Origin of the sequence: Quadrisphaera sp. GCM10027208 (assembly GCF_042658805.1) — a bacterium.
GTDB lineage: Bacteria > Actinomycetota > Actinomycetes > Actinomycetales > SCSIO-59966 > SCSIO-59966.
On the sequence record NZ_JBHSRC010000007.1, the window covers coordinates 72,434 to 88,177 of the forward strand.

Genomic DNA, 15,744 nt, shown 5'->3' on the forward strand with positions numbered 1-15,744 from the left:
CCGTGCGCCCAGAGCGCCGCCGCGGCAGGCTGAGCGGGTGACCGCGATCTCCGAGACCGACGCCGACGTCCGCGACCACCGACCCGGGGCGAGGGCCCCGCACGCCGAACCCGTCCGCAGCCTGCTGGTCCTGGGCGCCAGCGGGGACCTCGCCGGCCGGCTCCTGCTGCCGGGCCTGGCCCGGCTGCTGGCCAGCGGACGGGCGCACGACGTCCAGCTCGTCGGCTCCGGGGTCGACGACTGGGACGACGACCGCTGGCGGGCCCGGCTGCGGGAGTCCTTCGCGGCCGCCCCGAGCATCGAGGTCGCGCCGCAGGAGCGGACGGCCGCCCCGCCGGACGCCCCCGGCGCGGCGACGCTGCGCCGGCTCGAGCGGGAGTCGGTGTACCGGCAGGCCGACGTCACCCGCGCCGAGGACCTGCGCGGGCTGCTCGCGCTGTGCGAGCAGCCCGTGGCGATCTACTTCGCCCTGCCGCCGGCGGTCACCGAACGGGCGTGCGAGGCCCTGCTGGAGATCGGCGTCCCGCCCGGCACCCGGCTGGTGCTGGAGAAGCCGTTCGGCACCGACGGCGCCTCGGCCCGGCGCCTCAACGACCTCGTCGCCCGCATCGTGCCGGAGGACCAGGTGCACCGGGTCGACCACTTCCTCGGTAAGCACACGGTGCTCAACGTCCTGGGGTTCCGGTTCGCCAACCGGCTGTTCGAACCGCTGTGGAACGCCACCCACATCGACCGGGTGGACATCGTCTACGACGAGGCGCTCGCCCTGGAGGACCGGGCGCGGTACTACGACGGCGCCGGGGCCCTGCGGGACATGGTGCAGAGCCACCTGCTGCAGGTCCTCGCCGTGCTCGCCATGGACCCGCCGGCCACGATGCAGGCCCGTGACGTCCGGGACCGCAAGGCGGAGGTGCTGCGGGCGACCCGGGCCGGGGAGGACGTGACCCGGCACAGCCGGCGAGCCCGCTACACCGCCGGCCGGGTCGGGGACCGCGACCTGCCCGCCTACGTCGACGAGCCCGGCGTCGACCCCGCCCGCGGCACCGAGACCCTCGCCGAGGTCACCTGCTTCATCGACAACTGGCGGTGGAAGGGCGTGCCCTTCCGGCTGCGCTCCGGCAAGGCCCTCGGCAACCCGCGCAAGGAGGCCGTCATCACGTTCAAGCCGGTGCCGCACCTGCCGACCGGCCTGCACGGGACCTCGACCCCGGCCCGGCTGCGGATCGGGTTCGGCCCGGACTGCCTGCACCTCGAGCTCGACGTCAACGGCCCCGGGGACCCGCGCGAGCTGGAGCGGGTCGAGCTCAGCACCGAGTTCGGCGCCCCGGAGCTGCCCGCCTACGGGGAGGTGCTCGCCGGCGTCCTGGACGCCGACCCGCTGCTGTCGGTCCGCGGGGACGTCGCCGAGGAGCTCTGGCGGATCGTCACCCCGGTGCTCGAGGCCTGGCAGGCCGGTGAGGTGCCGCTGGAGGAGTACCCCGCCGGCAGCCAGGGGCCGGGGTGGACCACCGACTTCCCGGAGTGCTGAGTCAGCCCCAGCTCGGGACGGGGGGCAGCGGGCCTGGGGAGGCCAGGGCCGCGCCGTCCTCACGGCCGGTCAGCCAGCCGAGCAGGGCGGCCGGGTCGCCGTGGACCCCGACCGCCGCGGGGTCCACCCCGGTCCGCTGCACCGCCTCCGCCAGCCCGCGGGCCACCACGGGCCCGGGGAGGTCGGCGAACCGTCGCCCGGTGCCGAGGTCGACGTGGTGGTAGGCGACCTCGCGGATCCGGTTCCACAGCACGTCCGCCGCCGGTATCGGATGCCCCTGGGCCGCCGGTCCGGGCCGGACCTCGACGTCCCGGCGGTCCACCGGCAGCTCGGCCGCCGCGGCGAGGAACCGCTCGGCGCTGGACTCGACGTCCGCCTCGAGGTCGGCCGGGGCGAGTCGGGTGCCGGCCTCGATCTCGGCGTCCCGCTGCTCGCGGTCGGCGTACATCGGCCGGGGCTGCCCGGTCCGGGCCCAGGTGAGCAGGTTGACCAGGGCGTCGGCGTTGCGGGCCACGTGCGCGAGGACGTGCGCCCGGGTCCAGCCGGGCAGCAGGGACGGCGCGGCCAGGCCGGCGGCGTCCAGGGTGCGGACGTCGTCGAGCAGGTCGTCGGTGAGAGCGGCCAGCAGCCGGACCGCCTCGTCGTAGGTGGCGGGGTCGTCGAGCCGGGACAGGTCCATGGCGGGCACGGTAGCCCGCGCCACCTACCATGGGGCGAGTGGCTGACCGGCTGATCGTCCGGGGTGCGCGCGAGCACAACCTCAAGGACGTGTCCCTCGACCTGCCCCGTGATGCGCTCATCGTGTTCACGGGGCTGTCCGGCTCGGGCAAGTCGTCGTTGGCTTTCGACACGATCTTCGCCGAGGGGCAGCGGCGCTACGTGGAGTCACTGTCCGCCTACGCCCGCCAGTTCCTCGGCCAGATGGACAAGCCGGACGTCGACTTCATCGAGGGCCTGTCACCGGCGGTGTCCATCGACCAGAAGTCCACCAGCCGCAACCCGCGCTCCACCGTCGGCACGATCACCGAGGTCTACGACTACCTGCGGCTGCTGTGGGCCCGGGTCGGACGGCCGCACTGCCCGGTCTGCGACGAGCCGATCGGCCGGCAGACCCCGCAGCAGATCGTCGACCGGCTGCTCGAGCTGCCCGAGGGCACCCGGTTCCAGGTGCTGGCCCCGGTGGTCCGCGGCCGCAAGGGCGAGTACGCCGACCTGTTCCGCGAGCTGCAGGGCAAGGGTTTTGCCCGGGCCCGGGTGGACGGCGAGGTCGTCTCGCTGGCCGAGCCGCCGGCGCTGGAGAAGAACCTCAAGCACACCATCGACGTCGTCGTGGACCGGCTCGTCGTCAAGCCGTCGGCCAAGCGCCGGCTGACCGACTCGGTGGAGACCGCGCTGGGCCTGTCCGGCGGCATGCTCGTCGCCGAGCTCGTCGACGCCGCCACCGACGACCCGGGGCGGGAGCGCCGGTTCTCCGAGCGGATGGCGTGCCCCAACGACCACCCGCTGGCGCTCGACGAGATCGAGCCCCGGTCGTTCTCGTTCAACGCGCCCTACGGTGCCTGCCCCGAGTGCCACGGCATCGGCACCCGTCTCGAGGTCGACCCCGACCTCGTCGTCCCGGACCCCGACCTGTCCCTGGCCGAGGGCGCCATCGCCCCGTGGGGCAGCGGGTCGGGGTCGGGGGACTACTACATGCGGTTGATGTCCGGGCTGGCCGACCAGCTCGGGTTCACCATGGACACCCCGTGGCGGGCACTGCCCAAGCGCGCCACCCAGGCCCTGCTGCACGGCCAGGACTACAAGGTGCACGTCCGGTACCGCAACCGGTTCGGCCGCGAGCGCTCGTACACGACCGGGTTCGAGGGCGTCGTGCCGTTCATCAAGCGCCGGCACGCCGAGACCGAGTCCGACTGGTCCCGGGAACGGTACGAGGGCTACATGCGCGAGGTGCCGTGCCCGGCGTGCGGCGGCGCCCGGCTCAAGCCCGAGGTGCTCGCGGTCCGGGTCGGCGGCAGGTCGATCGCGCAGGCCGCGGCGCTGCCGATCGCGGAGGCCGCCCGCTTCCTCGGCGACCTGGAGCTGTCGGCGCGGGAGAGGCAGATCGCCGAGCGGGTGCTCAAGGAGATCAGTGCCCGGCTCGGGTTCCTCCTCGACGTCGGGCTCGACTACCTCTCCCTGGACCGGGCCGCGGGCACGCTGTCCGGCGGGGAGGCCCAGCGCATCCGCCTGGCCACCCAGATCGGCTCGGGTCTGGTCGGCGTCCTGTACGTGCTCGACGAGCCGAGCATCGGCCTGCACCAGCGGGACAACCGGCGGCTCATCGAGACGCTGACCCGGTTGCGGGACCTCGGCAACACCCTCATCGTCGTCGAGCACGACGAGGACACCATCCGCACGGCGGACTGGGTCGTCGACATCGGCCCCGGTGCCGGGGAGCACGGCGGCCAGGTCGTGCACTCCGGGCCGGTCGACGGGCTGCTCGACCACCCGGACTCGATGACCGGCCAGTACCTCTCCGGACGCCGGGAGATCCCGCTGCCCGCCCAGCGGCGTCCCCGTTCACCCGGGCGTGAGCTGACCGTCGTCGGGGCCCGGGAGAACAACCTGCGCGGGATCGACGTCACCTTTCCGCTCGGCACGTTCGTCGCCGTGACCGGGGTCTCCGGGTCGGGCAAGTCCACGCTCGTCAACGACGTCCTCTACAAGGTGCTGGCCAACCAGCTCAACGGCGCCCGGCAGGTGCCCGGCCGGCACAAGACGGTCCGTGGCCTGGACCAGCTCGACAAGGTCGTGCACGTCGACCAGAGCCCGATCGGGCGCACCCCCCGGTCCAACCCGGCGACGTACACCGGCGTCTTCGACCATGTCCGCCGGTTGTTCGCCGAGACCACCGAGGCGAAGGTCCGCGGGTACATGCCCGGCCGGTTCTCGTTCAACGTCAAGGGGGGCCGCTGCGAGGCCTGCCAGGGCGACGGCACGATCAAGATCGAGATGAACTTCCTGCCGGACGTCTACGTGCCCTGCGAGGTGTGCCACGGTGCCCGGTACAACCGGGAGACGCTGGAGGTGCACTTCAAGGGCAGGACGATCGCCGAGGTCCTCGACATGCCGATCGAGGAGGCCGCGGAGTTCTTCGCCGCGGTGCCGGCGATCGCCCGGCACCTGCGCACCCTCGTGGACGTCGGACTCGGTTACGTGCGGCTCGGCCAGCCCGCGCCGACCCTGTCCGGCGGCGAGGCGCAGCGGGTCAAGCTCGCCAGCGAGCTGCAGAAGCGCTCCACCGGCCGAACCGTCTACGTGCTCGACGAGCCGACGACCGGACTGCACTTCGAGGACATCCGCAAGCTGCTCGCGGTGCTGCAGGGCCTGGTCGACAAGGGCAACACGGTCATCGTCATCGAGCACAACCTCGATGTGATCAAGAACGCGGACTGGATCGTCGACATGGGCCCCGAGGGAGGCTCCGGCGGCGGCACGGTGGTCGCCGAGGGAACTCCCGAGGACGTCGCGGCCGACCCGGCTAGCTACACGGGCCAGTTCCTCGCCCCGGTCCTGGGCGATCGGGTACCGAGCGGTCGGGTACCAGCCGGTCCGGCGACGGCCCACCCGCCGGCGAGGGAGGCGTCAACGAAGCGGAGGGCACGGGGAACTCCGGTGCGGCGCTCCGGTCGCACGGCGGGTTGAGCCGCGCAAAGGGCCTGCTCCACCGGACTACCCCGGTGTCTCGCGGCTACGCGCGTGTCGGGTTCTCGGAAGGGACGGTGCGGTGGAGACAATGGGACAATGAGGAAGTGAGGGCCGTCTCTTGTCGGGCGAAGCCTTCCCGAGTAGCGTTCTGAGCACTCTTCGAGTCCGAGGAGGGGGTTACCTCCCCAAGAGGTTGGCGTCGGGGGTCTACGATGCGAAAGCCGCTCATCGCGCTTGTCACAGCTGCAGGTGTGACCTTCACCTCGAGCCCTGCATGGGCGGTGGAGGAAAGTGGAACGCTGTACTGTCCAGAGATCTTCCAGACGGAGACTGCCCGGGCGAGGGCTTACGGGTACCTGGGCCTCCGCGGCCCAGGCGATTCCTCCTATACGTACTACTACGGTGATGGTTGGTACGTCCGCGAGAACACCGGGCCTGGCGGGTACTGGCGAGCCTACAACAACGGCCCGGGCGGGATGGACAACGGCGGTACGTACGCATACTGCCGCAACTGATGTGCCAGTTCGGACGTGGTTACGGCGCCATAGCCCTGCCGCTCGCGTTGCTGGTCGCACTGACTGCGTGTGGCACCACCCCGCCAGGTAGGGGGTTGTCTACGAACAGTGCCTCCGCTGAGCCTCGTGCGACGACCACCGCTTCGCAGCAGCCTGACCGAGCCGCGGAGCACCAGAGTGCCATGGAGCATCTCGACCGCTTCATGTCCTGTCTGCAGGAGCAGGGCTGGACGGTAACCTCAACCGAGGACGGCTTCGAGGTGGATGTGTCTCAAGGCAAGGAGAAGGCGTTTCAGGCGAGCGAAGCGGTGTGCAAGGAGCGAGTGGGTGACTTCCCGACTCCAGCCCCGCCCACGGAGCAGGAGATCGAAGGCCTCTATGCCTTGAACCTGAAGGCGGTGCAGTGCCTGAAGGAGCAGGGAATCACCGTAGAACCTCCGCCGTCCTTGGAGCTGTACGCCCAGCAGTATCGGCAAAGCCTTCAGGGCGGGCCCGCGCCGTGGTCCCCGTACGCGAACGTGGAGAACCTGGCGGCCGTTGAGGGGGCATGTCCTCAGCCCCAGCTCGAGGACCTGTGACCCCGAGGAACCGCCGAGTCCTGCACGGCGTCGTGGTGGTGACGGCGGCTGTCGCGTTGCTCGGCCTGGGGTGGTGGGCAGGTCGCACGGCTCTGCAGCCGCCCAGGGATCCGCTGGTCGCCGCGCAACCCGTGACGGTCCCGGTGGAAGTGGAGACGGTCGGTCGGTCACTGACTCTCTCCGCGACGGCGCGGTGGCGACCGGTGAGGACCGTGCTGGCGGTCCGACCCGGTGTCGTCACCGGCGCGGGGACGGTCGACGACGTCGCCGACTCGGGGGACGTCCTGCTCCAGCTCGATCTCCTCCCCGTCGTGGTGGTGGCCGGAGAGGTCCCCGCCTTCCGAGACCTGCAGCGAGGGGTGCGCGGGCCGGACGTCCAGCAGCTCCAGGAGTTCCTGGACGGGGCTGGTTTCGATGTCGACGACGAGGAGGGGGAGTTCTCCGATGGGACCGAGCAGGCGGTCCGGGCGTGGCAGCGGGCACTGGGCCAGGAAGCTACCGGTGTCGTGCCGTACGGGGCGCTGGTCTTTGTTCCGGAGCTGCCGGCTCGGGTGCGGATTGCGGCCAGCGTCGCCCAACCGGTGGCACCCGGTGACCTGTTGGCCGAGGTCCTGGCACCCACGCCCGACTTCGTCGTCCCGGTCACCGACGAGCAGAGCGCTCTCATCCCGCCGTCGACGGCGGTTGCCGTCACAGCCGGGGACGGGCAGACTTGGCAGGCGCGGACCGCTGACGTGGTTGAGACCGAGGACGGCGGACAGGGCCTGCGTCTGGTCGGAGCGGACGGGTCCGGCGTCTGCGCCGGATCGTGCGACCAGGTGCCGCGGGACACCGCGAGCACCTGGCGCGCAGAGATCCTTCTCGTGCCGGAGTCCACGGGGCCTGCGGTGCCGGTCGCCGCCGTCCGTACCGGTGCGGACGGCCGACGGTTCGTGCGCACCATCGACGGGACCGAGATCGATGTCGAGGTCGTCGCCACGGCGAACGGACTGGCCGTGGTGGACGGCGTGGATGCGGGCACAGAGGTCGTCCTACCAGGGAGGCCGGAGTGATCGCGCTGCGCGGGGTGGACTTCACGTACGGTTCCAGTCCGCCGGTTCTCCGGGACATCGACCTGGACATTCCCGAGGGTCGGATCACGGCCATCACCGGACCGTCCGGCCGGGGCAAGTCGACGCTCCTGTTCATCGCCGGCCTGTTGCTGCGGCCGACCGGAGGGCAGGTGGTCGTGGGCGGTACGGACGTCGCCAGGCTCCCGGACCGAGCTCGGTCGCGGATCCGCGGACGGCTGATCGGCTTCGTGTTCCAAGACGCCGCGCTGGACGCCAGCCGCTCGGTCCTCGACAACGTGATCGAGAGCACGGACTACAGCGGAGCGTCACGGCGTCAGGCGTCAGACCGTGCCCGGGCGCTGTTGGCTGACCTCGGTGTCCAGGTGGACACCCGGCGCCGACCTGTGCAGATCTCGGGTGGCCAGGCACAGCGGGTTGCAGTCTGCCGGGCACTGCTGCCCGAGCCTGCGGTCATCCTCGCCGACGAGCCGACGGGCAATCTCGACGAGGAGTCGGCGCGGGCCGTGATGCACCAGCTGAGAGCCGAAGCCGATCGTGGTGTCGCCGTTGCTGTCGCCACGCATGACGACAGGGTGATCCGTGCGTGTGACTCGCGCTTCGATCTCTCCTGAGCCGTCCGGTGCCGGGCTGGTCCGGCTGCTCGGCGCCGCGGCGCGGATCGCCACGAGCCAGCGTGTTCTCAGCCTCGCCATCGGGCTCATCAGCGCCGGCGTGGTGGTGACGACCCTGGCGACCGCGGGACGCGTGGTGAGCGCCGAGCGCGCCGTCCTCGAGAGGATCGACGACGCCGACGTGACCGTGATCCAGGTGGTGGACGACGAGGGTGGCGCCGGACTCGACGCCGTAACGGTGCGACGCCTCGAGTCGATGAGCACTGTGGCGTGGGTGGTGGGGCTGGGTCCGGTAGAAGACGTTCGCCCGTCCGGCCTACCAGGTGCCGAACCGGTTCCAGCTCGGTACGTGGTCGGCTCCTCGCCGGCCCTGCGGCTGCCCCCGGACTCCGGCTTCCGCCCCCAGGCGGTCGTCGGCGACGCGAGCCGCGACCGGCTGGGCCTGGTCGACTCCTCAGGTGCCGTCGACCTGACCAGTGGGGTCCAGCTGCCCGTCGTCGGCACGTTCACAGCCTCCCCGCCGTTGTCGTCGCTGCGAGAGCTCGTGCTCATCGTCGAGCCGTCATGGACCGGTCCGCTGCGGCGAATCCACGTGCAGGTCCGGAACCCGGAGGACGTGCTCGTCACTGCGGAAGCGGTGCAGGCAGTCCTTGGTGACGGTGACAACGCTGCGGCACGAGTCGAGGTGGCGCAGGACCTCGCCCTGGTTCGCGCTGCTGTCCAGGGCGAGCTCGGGGGAACCGGACGCGCCACAGTGCTCCAGACGCTCGCGGCCGGCCTGCTCCTGGCGACCTTGACCATCTTCGCCGGCCTCCAGGGCCGTCGGCGGGACTTCGGTCGTCGACGCGCTCTCGGAGCCACCAGGGTCCAGCTCACCGGCGTGGTCGTCCTGCACGTCCTCCTCGCGGCCGTCCCGGGCGCACTGCTGGGCGCGGTCGGAGGCTCGGTGGCCGTCGTGGCGCTGTCCGGGTCGGGGCCCGGGTGGCAGTATCCCGTTGCCGTGGCGCTGCTGACCGTCGCCGCGATGGTGCTGGCTGCGGCACTTCCCGCGGTGACCGCCGCGTGGCGCGACCCCGTAGCGGCCTTGCGTGTGCCGTGACGGCCGGCGGGTCCCCGGTACGGCGCTCCGGTCGCACGGCGAGCTGAGCCGTGCAGAGCCCCTGGCGGGCGTTTGCACGCCCTGCACGGGCGTGCTACCCAGGAACGCGGAGGCGCGTCGCGTCGTTCGCACCGGCGCTGCCGGCAGGTAGTGGGTCAACCGGACACCGACGAGATCAGGGAGTAAGTCATGCGGTACGACGAGTTCCTGGCCCAGGTGCGCGACCGAGGCAGCTACGCCGACCAGGCGGAGGCGGAGCGGGTCACCCGCACGGTGCTCGACCTGCTCGGGGAGCGGCTCGCCGGCGGTGAGGCCAAGGACCTGGCGTCCCAGCTCCCGGCGGAACTCCAGGACTCCCTGCTGAGCGCTGCCGACAGCGCAGAGGGGTACGGCGTCGAGGAGTTCCTCCGCCGACTGGCGCAACGCCTCGACGCGACCGAGGAGACGGCGCGGTGGGACGCCAGCGCGGTGCTCACCACGGTCGCCGACGCCATCAGCGGCGGTGAGCTCAACCAGGTGCTCTCGCAGCTGCCGAGCACCTACGCGGAGCTGTTCGGCAAGCCCGAGCTGGCCTGAGAACCCCCACGGACGGGCTGCGGGACGCCGGCCGGCGGCAGCCGGCGCGTCCCGCTCCTTAGGCTGGGTCCGTGGCCGACCCGTCGACGTACCGCCCGAAGCCGGGCGAGATCCCCGACGAGCCCGGCGTGTACCGGTTCACCGACGCCGCCGGGCGGGTGATCTACGTCGGCAAGGCGAAGAGCCTGCGCCAACGGCTCAACAGCTACTTCGCCGACGTGGCCTCGCTGCACCCGCGCACCCAGCAGATGGTCACCACGGCGACCGCCGTCCAGTGGACCGTCGTGGCCACCGAGGTGGAGGCCCTCCAGCTCGAGTACTCCTGGATCAAGGAGTTCGACCCGCGCTTCAACGTCAGGTACCGGGACGACAAGTCCTACCCGTACCTGGCCGTCACGATGGGGGAGGAGTTCCCCCGGGTCCAGGTGATGCGCGGACGCAAGAGGCCCGGCACCCGCTACTTCGGCCCGTACGCGCACGCGTGGGCGATCCGGGAGACCGTCGACCTGCTGCTGCGGGTGTTCCCGGTCCGCACCTGCTCGGCGGGGGTGTTCAAGCGCGCCGGCCAGGTGGGCCGGCCGTGCCTGCTCGGGTACATCGACAAGTGCTCCGCGCCCTGTGTCGGGTCGATCAGCCCCGAGGACCACCGGGCCCTCGCCGAGGACTTCTGCGACTTCATGGCCGGGTCGACCGGCCGCTTCGTCCACCGGCTCGAGCGGGAGATGCGCCAGGCCGCCGCCGACCTCGACTTCGAGCGGGCCGCCCGGCTGCGCGACGACGTCGAGGCCCTGCGCCGGGCGATCGAGAAGAACGCCGTCGTCCTGCCGGACGCCACCGACGCCGACGTCTTCGCCCTCGCCGAGGACGAGCTCGAGGCCGCCGTCCAGGTCTTCCACGTGCGCGGCGGCCGGGTCCGCGGCCAGCGCGGCTGGGTGGTGGAGAAGGTGGAGGACCTCGGCACCGGCGAGCTCGTCGAGCACCTGCTCCAGCAGGTCTACGGGGACGCCGCGGACGCCGTCCCGCGGGAGGTCCTCGTCCCCGAGCTGCCGCCGGACCTGGCGGAGGTGACCGCCTGGCTGACCGGCCTGCGTGGCGGGCGCGTCGACGTCCGGGTGCCGCAGCGGGGCGACAAGCGCGCCCTCGCCCAGACCGTGCAGCGCAACGCCACCCAGGCCCTCGCCCTGCACAAGACCCGGCGCGCCGGGGACCTCACCACCCGCAGCCAGGCGCTGCAGGAGATCCAGGACGCTCTCGGGCTCGCCGACGCCCCGCTGCGGATCGAGTGCTTCGACGTGTCCAACCTGCAGGGCACCGAGGTGGTCGCCTCGATGGTCGTGTTCGAGGACGGCCTGCCCCGCAAGTCCGAGTACCGGCGGTTCGCCGTCCGCGGGACCGGCGGCCAGGACGACGTCGCCGCCGTGCACGAGGTGATCGGCCGCCGGTTCCGTCGCTACCTCGACGAGCGGGTGGAGTCCGGGGAGCTCGTCGCGGAGGGCGAGCAGGGCCGTCGGTTCGCCTACCCGCCCAGCCTCGTCGTCGTCGACGGCGGGCAGCCGCAGGTCGCCGCGGCCGCCCGGGCGCTGGAGGAGCTCGGCGTCACCGACGTCGCCCTGTGCGGCCTGGCCAAGCGGCTCGAGGAGGTGTGGCTGCCCGGTGAGGACCACCCGGTCGTGCTGCCGCGCACCAGCCAGGGCCTCTACCTGCTGCAGCGGGTGCGCGACGAGGCCCACCGGTTCGCCATCACCTACCACCGGCAACGGCGCAGCTCGGCGATGACCCGCAGCGTGCTGGACGACGTCCCCGGCCTGGGCCCGGCGCGGCGTGCCGCGCTGCTCAAGCGGTTCGGCTCGCTCAAGCGGCTGCGCGCCGCCACCGCGGAGGAGATCGCCACGGTGCCCGGCATCGGACCGGCCACCGCGCAGGCCGTCGTCGACGCGCTGCGGGAGCCGGCGGGGGCCGCTCCCGCGGTCAACCTCGCCACCGGCGAGGTGCTCGAGGGCTGAGCGGCCCACCGGCTGCCATCATGGGCGCCGTGACGAGCCCGACGCCCGACCCGCCGCCCGTGCAGCACGCCGAGCAGCAGGGTGAGCAGCTGCCCGACGTCACCGGCCCGGAGATCCTCATCATCACCGGGATGTCCGGGGCCGGTCGGACGACCGCCGCGAACGTGCTCGAGGACCTCGGCTGGTACGTGGTGGACAACCTGCCGCCGCAGATGCTCGCGCCGCTGGCCCTGCTGGCCGCCCGGGCCGGCGGCAAGGTTCCCCGGGTCGCCGTCGTCGTCGACGTCCGGGGGCGCACCTTCTTCACCGACCTCACCGAGTCCCTCGCCGAACTGCGCCGGCGGGCGATCGACCTGCGGGTGCTGTTCCTTGACGCCAACGACGAGACCCTCGTCCGCCGGTTCGAGTCCGTCCGGCGACCGCACCCGCTGCAGGCGGACGGCCGGATCCTCGACGGCATCGCCCGCGAGCGGGAGCTGCTCGGGGACCTGCACGCCACCGCCGACGTCGTCGTGGACACCAGCGCCCTCAACGTCCACGAGCTCGGGGCGAAGATCTCGGAGCTGTTCGCCGAGCCGCAGGCCTCCGGGCTGCGGGTCACGGTCATGTCGTTCGGGTTCAAGTACGGCCTGCCGGTCGACTCCGACCACGTCGTCGACGTCCGGTTCCTGCCGAACCCGCACTGGATCCCCGAGCTCGAGCCGTTCACCGGGCAGGACGAGAAGGTCGCCGACTTCGTGCTGAGCCGGCCCGGCGCCGCGGAGTTCGTCGACCGGTACGTCGCCGCGCTCGAGCCGGTGATGGCGGGGTACCGCCGGGAGAACCGGCACTACGTCACCATCGCCATCGGGTGCACCGGCGGCAAGCACCGGTCCGTGGCGCTCAGCGAGGAGATCGCGCGGCGCCTCGCGGCCACCGGCGTCCGGGCCCGCGCCGTGCACCGTGACCTGGGGCGCGAGTGAGGCCGTCGCCGCGCGTCGTCGCGCTCGGCGGCGGGCACGGTTTGGCCGCCTCGCTGCAGGCGCTGCGCCACCTCACCGACCGGCTCACCGCCGTCGTCACCGTCGCCGACGACGGCGGCTCCAGTGGGCGGCTGCGCCGCGAGCTCGACGTGCTGCCGCCCGGGGACCTGCGGATGGCGCTGTCCGCGCTGTGCGACGACGGGGAGTGGGGGCGCACCTGGCGGGACGTGCTGCAGCACCGGTTCCGCAGCGACGGCGGCCTGGACGACCACGCCGTCGGCAACCTACTCATCGTCGCCCTGTGGGACCTGCTGGGGGACCCCGTCGCCGGCCTGGACTGGGTGGCCCGGCTGCTGGGGGCCCGCGGGCGGGTGCTGCCGATGGCGCTCGTCCCGCTCGACATCGAGGCGGACGTGACCGGCCTGGACCCCGACCACCCGGACGACGTCCACGTCGTCCGCGGGCAGGTCGCCGTCGCCACCACTCGCGGCCGGGTGGTCGGGCTGCGGCTCACCCCGGCCGAGCCGCCGTCCTGCCCCGAGGCCCTCGACGCCGTCCGCGACGCCGACTGGGTGGTCCTCGGTCCCGGCTCGTGGTTCACTAGCGTCACCCCGCACCTGCTCGTCCCCGACCTGGCCGCCGCGCTGACCACGACCCGGGCCCGGCGCTGCGTCGTGCTCAACCTCGAGGCGGACGCCGGGGAGACCGCCGGGCTCACCGCACAGGAGCACGTGGAGGCGCTGCGTGCGCACGCACCGGCGATGCGGCTGGACGTCGTGCTCGCCGACCCCACCGCGGTGGACGACGTGGACGCGCTGGCCGCCGCTGTCGCCGCGGCCGGCGGCCGCCTGGTGCTGCGTCAGGTCAGCCTCGGCGACGGGACCGCCCGGCACGACCCGCTGCGGCTGGCCGCCGCGTTCCGGGACGTCTTCGACGGGGTGCTCGGGGACGTCGGCACGTGAGCGCGGTGGCAGGATGTCCGCCATGGCGCTGACCGCACAGGTGAAGGACGAGCTCAGCCGCCTCGATGTCACCCGGACCTGCTGCCGCAAGGCGGAGGTGTCGTCGCTGCTGCGGTTCGCCGGCGGGTTGCACATCGTCTCCGGCCGGGTGGTCGTCGAGGCCGAGCTCGACACCGGGGTGGCGGCGCGCCGGCTGCGCAAGGACGTCGCGGAGGTGTTCGGCAAGACCAGCGAGATGCTCGTTGTCTCCGGCGGCGGGCTGCGCCGTGGCTCCCGGTACGTCGTCCGGGTCGTGCGCGAGGGCGAGGCCCTGGCCCACCAGACCGGGCTGCTCGACCCGCGCGGCCGGCCTGTGCGCGGACTGCCCCCGCAGGTCGTGTCCGGGGCCACCTGCGACGCCGAGGCGGCCTGGCGCGGCGCCTTTCTCGCGCACGGCTCGCTGACCGAGCCCGGTCGCTCCTCCGCCCTGGAGATCACCTGCCCCGGCCCGGAGGCGGCCCTCGCGCTCGTCGGTGCCGCCCGGCGGCTCGGCATCCCGGCCAAGGCCCGCGACGTCCGGGGCGTCGACCGGGTCGTCATCCGGGACGGCGACGCGATCGGCGCGATGCTGACCCGGCTCGGCGCCCACGACGCGGTGCTGACCTGGGAGGAGCGGCGGATGCGCCGGGAGGTCCGGGCGACCGCGAACCGGCTGGCGAACTTCGACGACGCGAACCTGCGCCGCTCGGCGCGGGCCGCGGTGGCCGCCGGCGCCCGGGTGGAGCGGGCCCTGGAGATCCTCGGGGACGAGGTGCCCGAGCACCTCCAGGCCGCCGGACGGCTCCGGCTCCAGCACCGGCAGGCGTCGCTGGAGGAGCTCGGCCAGCTGGCCGACCCGCCGATGACCAAGGACGCCGTCGCCGGGCGGATCCGCCGGCTGCTCGCCATGGCCGACCGCCGGGCCGCCGAGCTCGGCGTCCCCGGCACGGACGCGAGCATCACCCCGGACATGCTCGAGGGGTGACCAACGGCCCACCAGGGGGGACCGAGGACCTCTGGTGAGCGTCGACCTGCGGGTATCCCCTAGGGTCGAAACCAGTACCGAGCACGTGACACCAACCAGCGCCGGTGCGTCCGGCGCGTGCCGAGGAGGGCACCCGTAGTGACCACCCGAGTAGGTATCAACGGCTTCGGCCGCATCGGCCGGAACTTCCTGCGTGCCGCGATCGCCAACGGCGCGGACATCGAGATCGTCGGCGTCAACGACCTCACCGACAACAAGACGCTCGCGCACCTGCTGAAGTACGACTCGATCCTCGGGCGCCTCGACGACGTCAGCTACACCGACGACGACATCTCCGTCGGTGGCAGGACGTTCAGGGCCATGGCCGAGACCGACCCGACCAGGCTGCCGTGGGGCGAGCTCGGCGCGGACGTCGTCATCGAGTCCACCGGCCGGTTCACCGACGCGACCAAGGCCAGGGCGCACGTCGACGCCGGCGCCAAGAAGGTCATCATCTCCGCGCCGGCGAAGAACGAGGACGTCACCGTCGTCCTCGGCGTCAACGACGGCGACTACGACCCGGCGCGGCACACGGTCATCTCCAACGCCTCGTGCACGACGAACTGCCTGGCCCCGATGGCCAAGGTGATGTACGACTCCGTCGGCATCGAGCGCGGCCTGATGACGACCGTGCACGCGTACACCCAGGACCAGAACCTCCAGGACGGCCCGCACAAGGACCTGCGCCGTTCCCGCGCCGCCGCCATCAACATCGTGCCGACGTCGACGGGCGCCGCCAAGGCCATCGGGCTGGTGATGCCGCAGCTCAAGGGCAAGCTCGACGGCTACGCGCTGCGTGTGCCGGTGCCGACCGGGTCGGCCACCGACCTCACCTTCACCGCGAGCCGCGAGACCTCCGTCGAGGAGGTCAACGCCGCCGTCAAGGCAGCCGCGGAGGGGCCGCTCAAGGGGATCCTCAAGTACACCGAGGACCCGATCGTGTCGTCCGACATCGTCACCGACCCGCACTCGTGCATCTTCGACGCAGGCCTCACCAAGGTGCTGGGCGACCAGGTCAAGGTCGTCGGCTGGTACGACAACGAGTGGGGCTACTCCAGCCGGCTGGTCGACCTCGTCCAGCTCGTCGGACGCGACCTGTGACCCAGGG

The 15,744-nt window shown here is 72.6% G+C and carries 13 protein-coding genes; 12 read left to right on the forward strand and 1 reads right to left on the reverse strand.

The genetic code is table 11. From position 1 onward, the window contains the following. Positions 1-37 precede the first annotated feature (37 nt). Positions 38-1,528: a glucose-6-phosphate dehydrogenase gene (locus ACFP6A_RS11905; protein ID WP_379603805.1), complete on the forward strand. Its 1,491-nt coding sequence runs from the start codon at positions 38-40 to the stop codon at positions 1,526-1,528. A gap of 1 nt (position 1,529) precedes the next feature. On the opposite strand, the gene ACFP6A_RS11910 is transcribed toward ACFP6A_RS11905, so the two are convergent. Beyond that, positions 1,530-2,207 carry a maleylpyruvate isomerase N-terminal domain-containing protein gene (locus ACFP6A_RS11910; protein ID WP_379603807.1) on the reverse strand — a complete coding sequence of 226 codons (678 nt, stop codon included), beginning with the start codon at positions 2,205-2,207 and terminating at the stop codon, positions 1,530-1,532. Positions 2,208-2,245: 38 nt separating this feature from the next. On the opposite strand from ACFP6A_RS11910, the gene uvrA reads away from it, so the two are divergent. The 11 genes from uvrA to gap all read left to right on the forward strand — a co-directional run bounded on the left by uvrA (position 2,246) and on the right by gap (position 15,737). Further along, positions 2,246-5,212 (forward strand): excinuclease ABC subunit UvrA, encoded by a 2,967-nt coding sequence (gene uvrA / locus ACFP6A_RS11915; RefSeq protein ID WP_379603809.1) that lies wholly within the window; start codon positions 2,246-2,248, stop codon positions 5,210-5,212. Between the two features lie 700 nt (positions 5,213-5,912). Then, positions 5,913-6,308 (forward strand): hypothetical protein, encoded by a 396-nt coding sequence (locus ACFP6A_RS11920; RefSeq protein WP_379603811.1) that lies wholly within the window; start codon positions 5,913-5,915, stop codon positions 6,306-6,308. Positions 6,309-6,511: 203 nt separating this feature from the next. Next, on the forward strand, positions 6,512-7,360 hold the full coding sequence (locus ACFP6A_RS11925) for a peptidoglycan-binding protein (protein WP_379603813.1): 849 nt from the start codon (positions 6,512-6,514) through the stop codon (positions 7,358-7,360). Further along, positions 7,357-7,992 (forward strand): ABC transporter ATP-binding protein, encoded by a 636-nt coding sequence (locus ACFP6A_RS11930; protein ID WP_379603815.1) that lies wholly within the window; start codon positions 7,357-7,359, stop codon positions 7,990-7,992. Before ACFP6A_RS11925 ends, ACFP6A_RS11930 begins: the two co-directional genes overlap by 4 nt. After that, complete coding sequence (locus ACFP6A_RS11935) at positions 7,967-9,091, forward strand: FtsX-like permease family protein (RefSeq protein WP_379603817.1); 1,125 nt, start codon at positions 7,967-7,969, stop codon at positions 9,089-9,091. Before ACFP6A_RS11930 ends, ACFP6A_RS11935 begins: the two co-directional genes overlap by 26 nt. A gap of 189 nt (positions 9,092-9,280) precedes the next feature. Beyond that, positions 9,281-9,667 carry a DUF2267 domain-containing protein gene (locus tag ACFP6A_RS11940; protein ID WP_379603819.1) on the forward strand — a complete coding sequence of 129 codons (387 nt, stop codon included), beginning with the start codon at positions 9,281-9,283 and terminating at the stop codon, positions 9,665-9,667. Between the two features lie 71 nt (positions 9,668-9,738). Continuing rightward, positions 9,739-11,670, forward strand: a complete 1,932-nt coding sequence (uvrC, locus tag ACFP6A_RS11945) for an excinuclease ABC subunit UvrC (RefSeq protein ID WP_379603821.1) — start codon at positions 9,739-9,741, stop codon at positions 11,668-11,670. A 20-nt stretch (positions 11,671-11,690) separates the two neighbouring features. Then, on the forward strand, positions 11,691-12,632 hold the full coding sequence (gene rapZ, locus ACFP6A_RS11950; RefSeq protein ID WP_379603822.1) for an RNase adapter RapZ: 942 nt from the start codon (positions 11,691-11,693) through the stop codon (positions 12,630-12,632). After that, positions 12,629-13,594 (forward strand): uridine diphosphate-N-acetylglucosamine-binding protein YvcK, encoded by a 966-nt coding sequence (gene yvcK / locus ACFP6A_RS11955; protein ID WP_379603823.1) that lies wholly within the window; start codon positions 12,629-12,631, stop codon positions 13,592-13,594. Before rapZ ends, yvcK begins: the two co-directional genes overlap by 4 nt. A gap of 22 nt (positions 13,595-13,616) precedes the next feature. Further along, the gene (gene whiA, locus ACFP6A_RS11960) at positions 13,617-14,597 is read left to right on the forward strand and encodes a DNA-binding protein WhiA (RefSeq protein WP_379603825.1); all 981 of its coding nucleotides are present in this window, start codon (positions 13,617-13,619) and stop codon (positions 14,595-14,597) included. A 138-nt stretch (positions 14,598-14,735) separates the two neighbouring features. Next, on the forward strand, positions 14,736-15,737 hold the full coding sequence (gap, locus tag ACFP6A_RS11965) for a type I glyceraldehyde-3-phosphate dehydrogenase (protein WP_379603827.1): 1,002 nt from the start codon (positions 14,736-14,738) through the stop codon (positions 15,735-15,737). The last annotated feature ends 7 nt before the right edge of the window (positions 15,738-15,744 follow it).

Excerpts from the sequence above, each read along its gene's own strand:
- ACFP6A_RS11940 (WP_379603819.1), top strand. The coding sequence starts at position 9,281 with ATGCGGTACGACGAGTTCCTGGCCCAGGTGCGCGACCGAGGCAGCTAC.
- ACFP6A_RS11920 (WP_379603811.1), top strand. The coding sequence starts at position 5,913 with ATGGAGCATCTCGACCGCTTCATGTCCTGTCTGCAGGAGCAGGGCTGG.
- whiA (WP_379603825.1), top strand. The coding sequence starts at position 13,617 with ATGGCGCTGACCGCACAGGTGAAGGACGAGCTCAGCCGCCTCGATGTC.
- ACFP6A_RS11910 (WP_379603807.1), bottom strand. The coding sequence starts at position 2,207 with ATGGACCTGTCCCGGCTCGACGACCCCGCCACCTACGACGAGGCGGTC.
- rapZ (WP_379603822.1), top strand. The coding sequence starts at position 11,691 with ATGGGCGCCGTGACGAGCCCGACGCCCGACCCGCCGCCCGTGCAGCAC.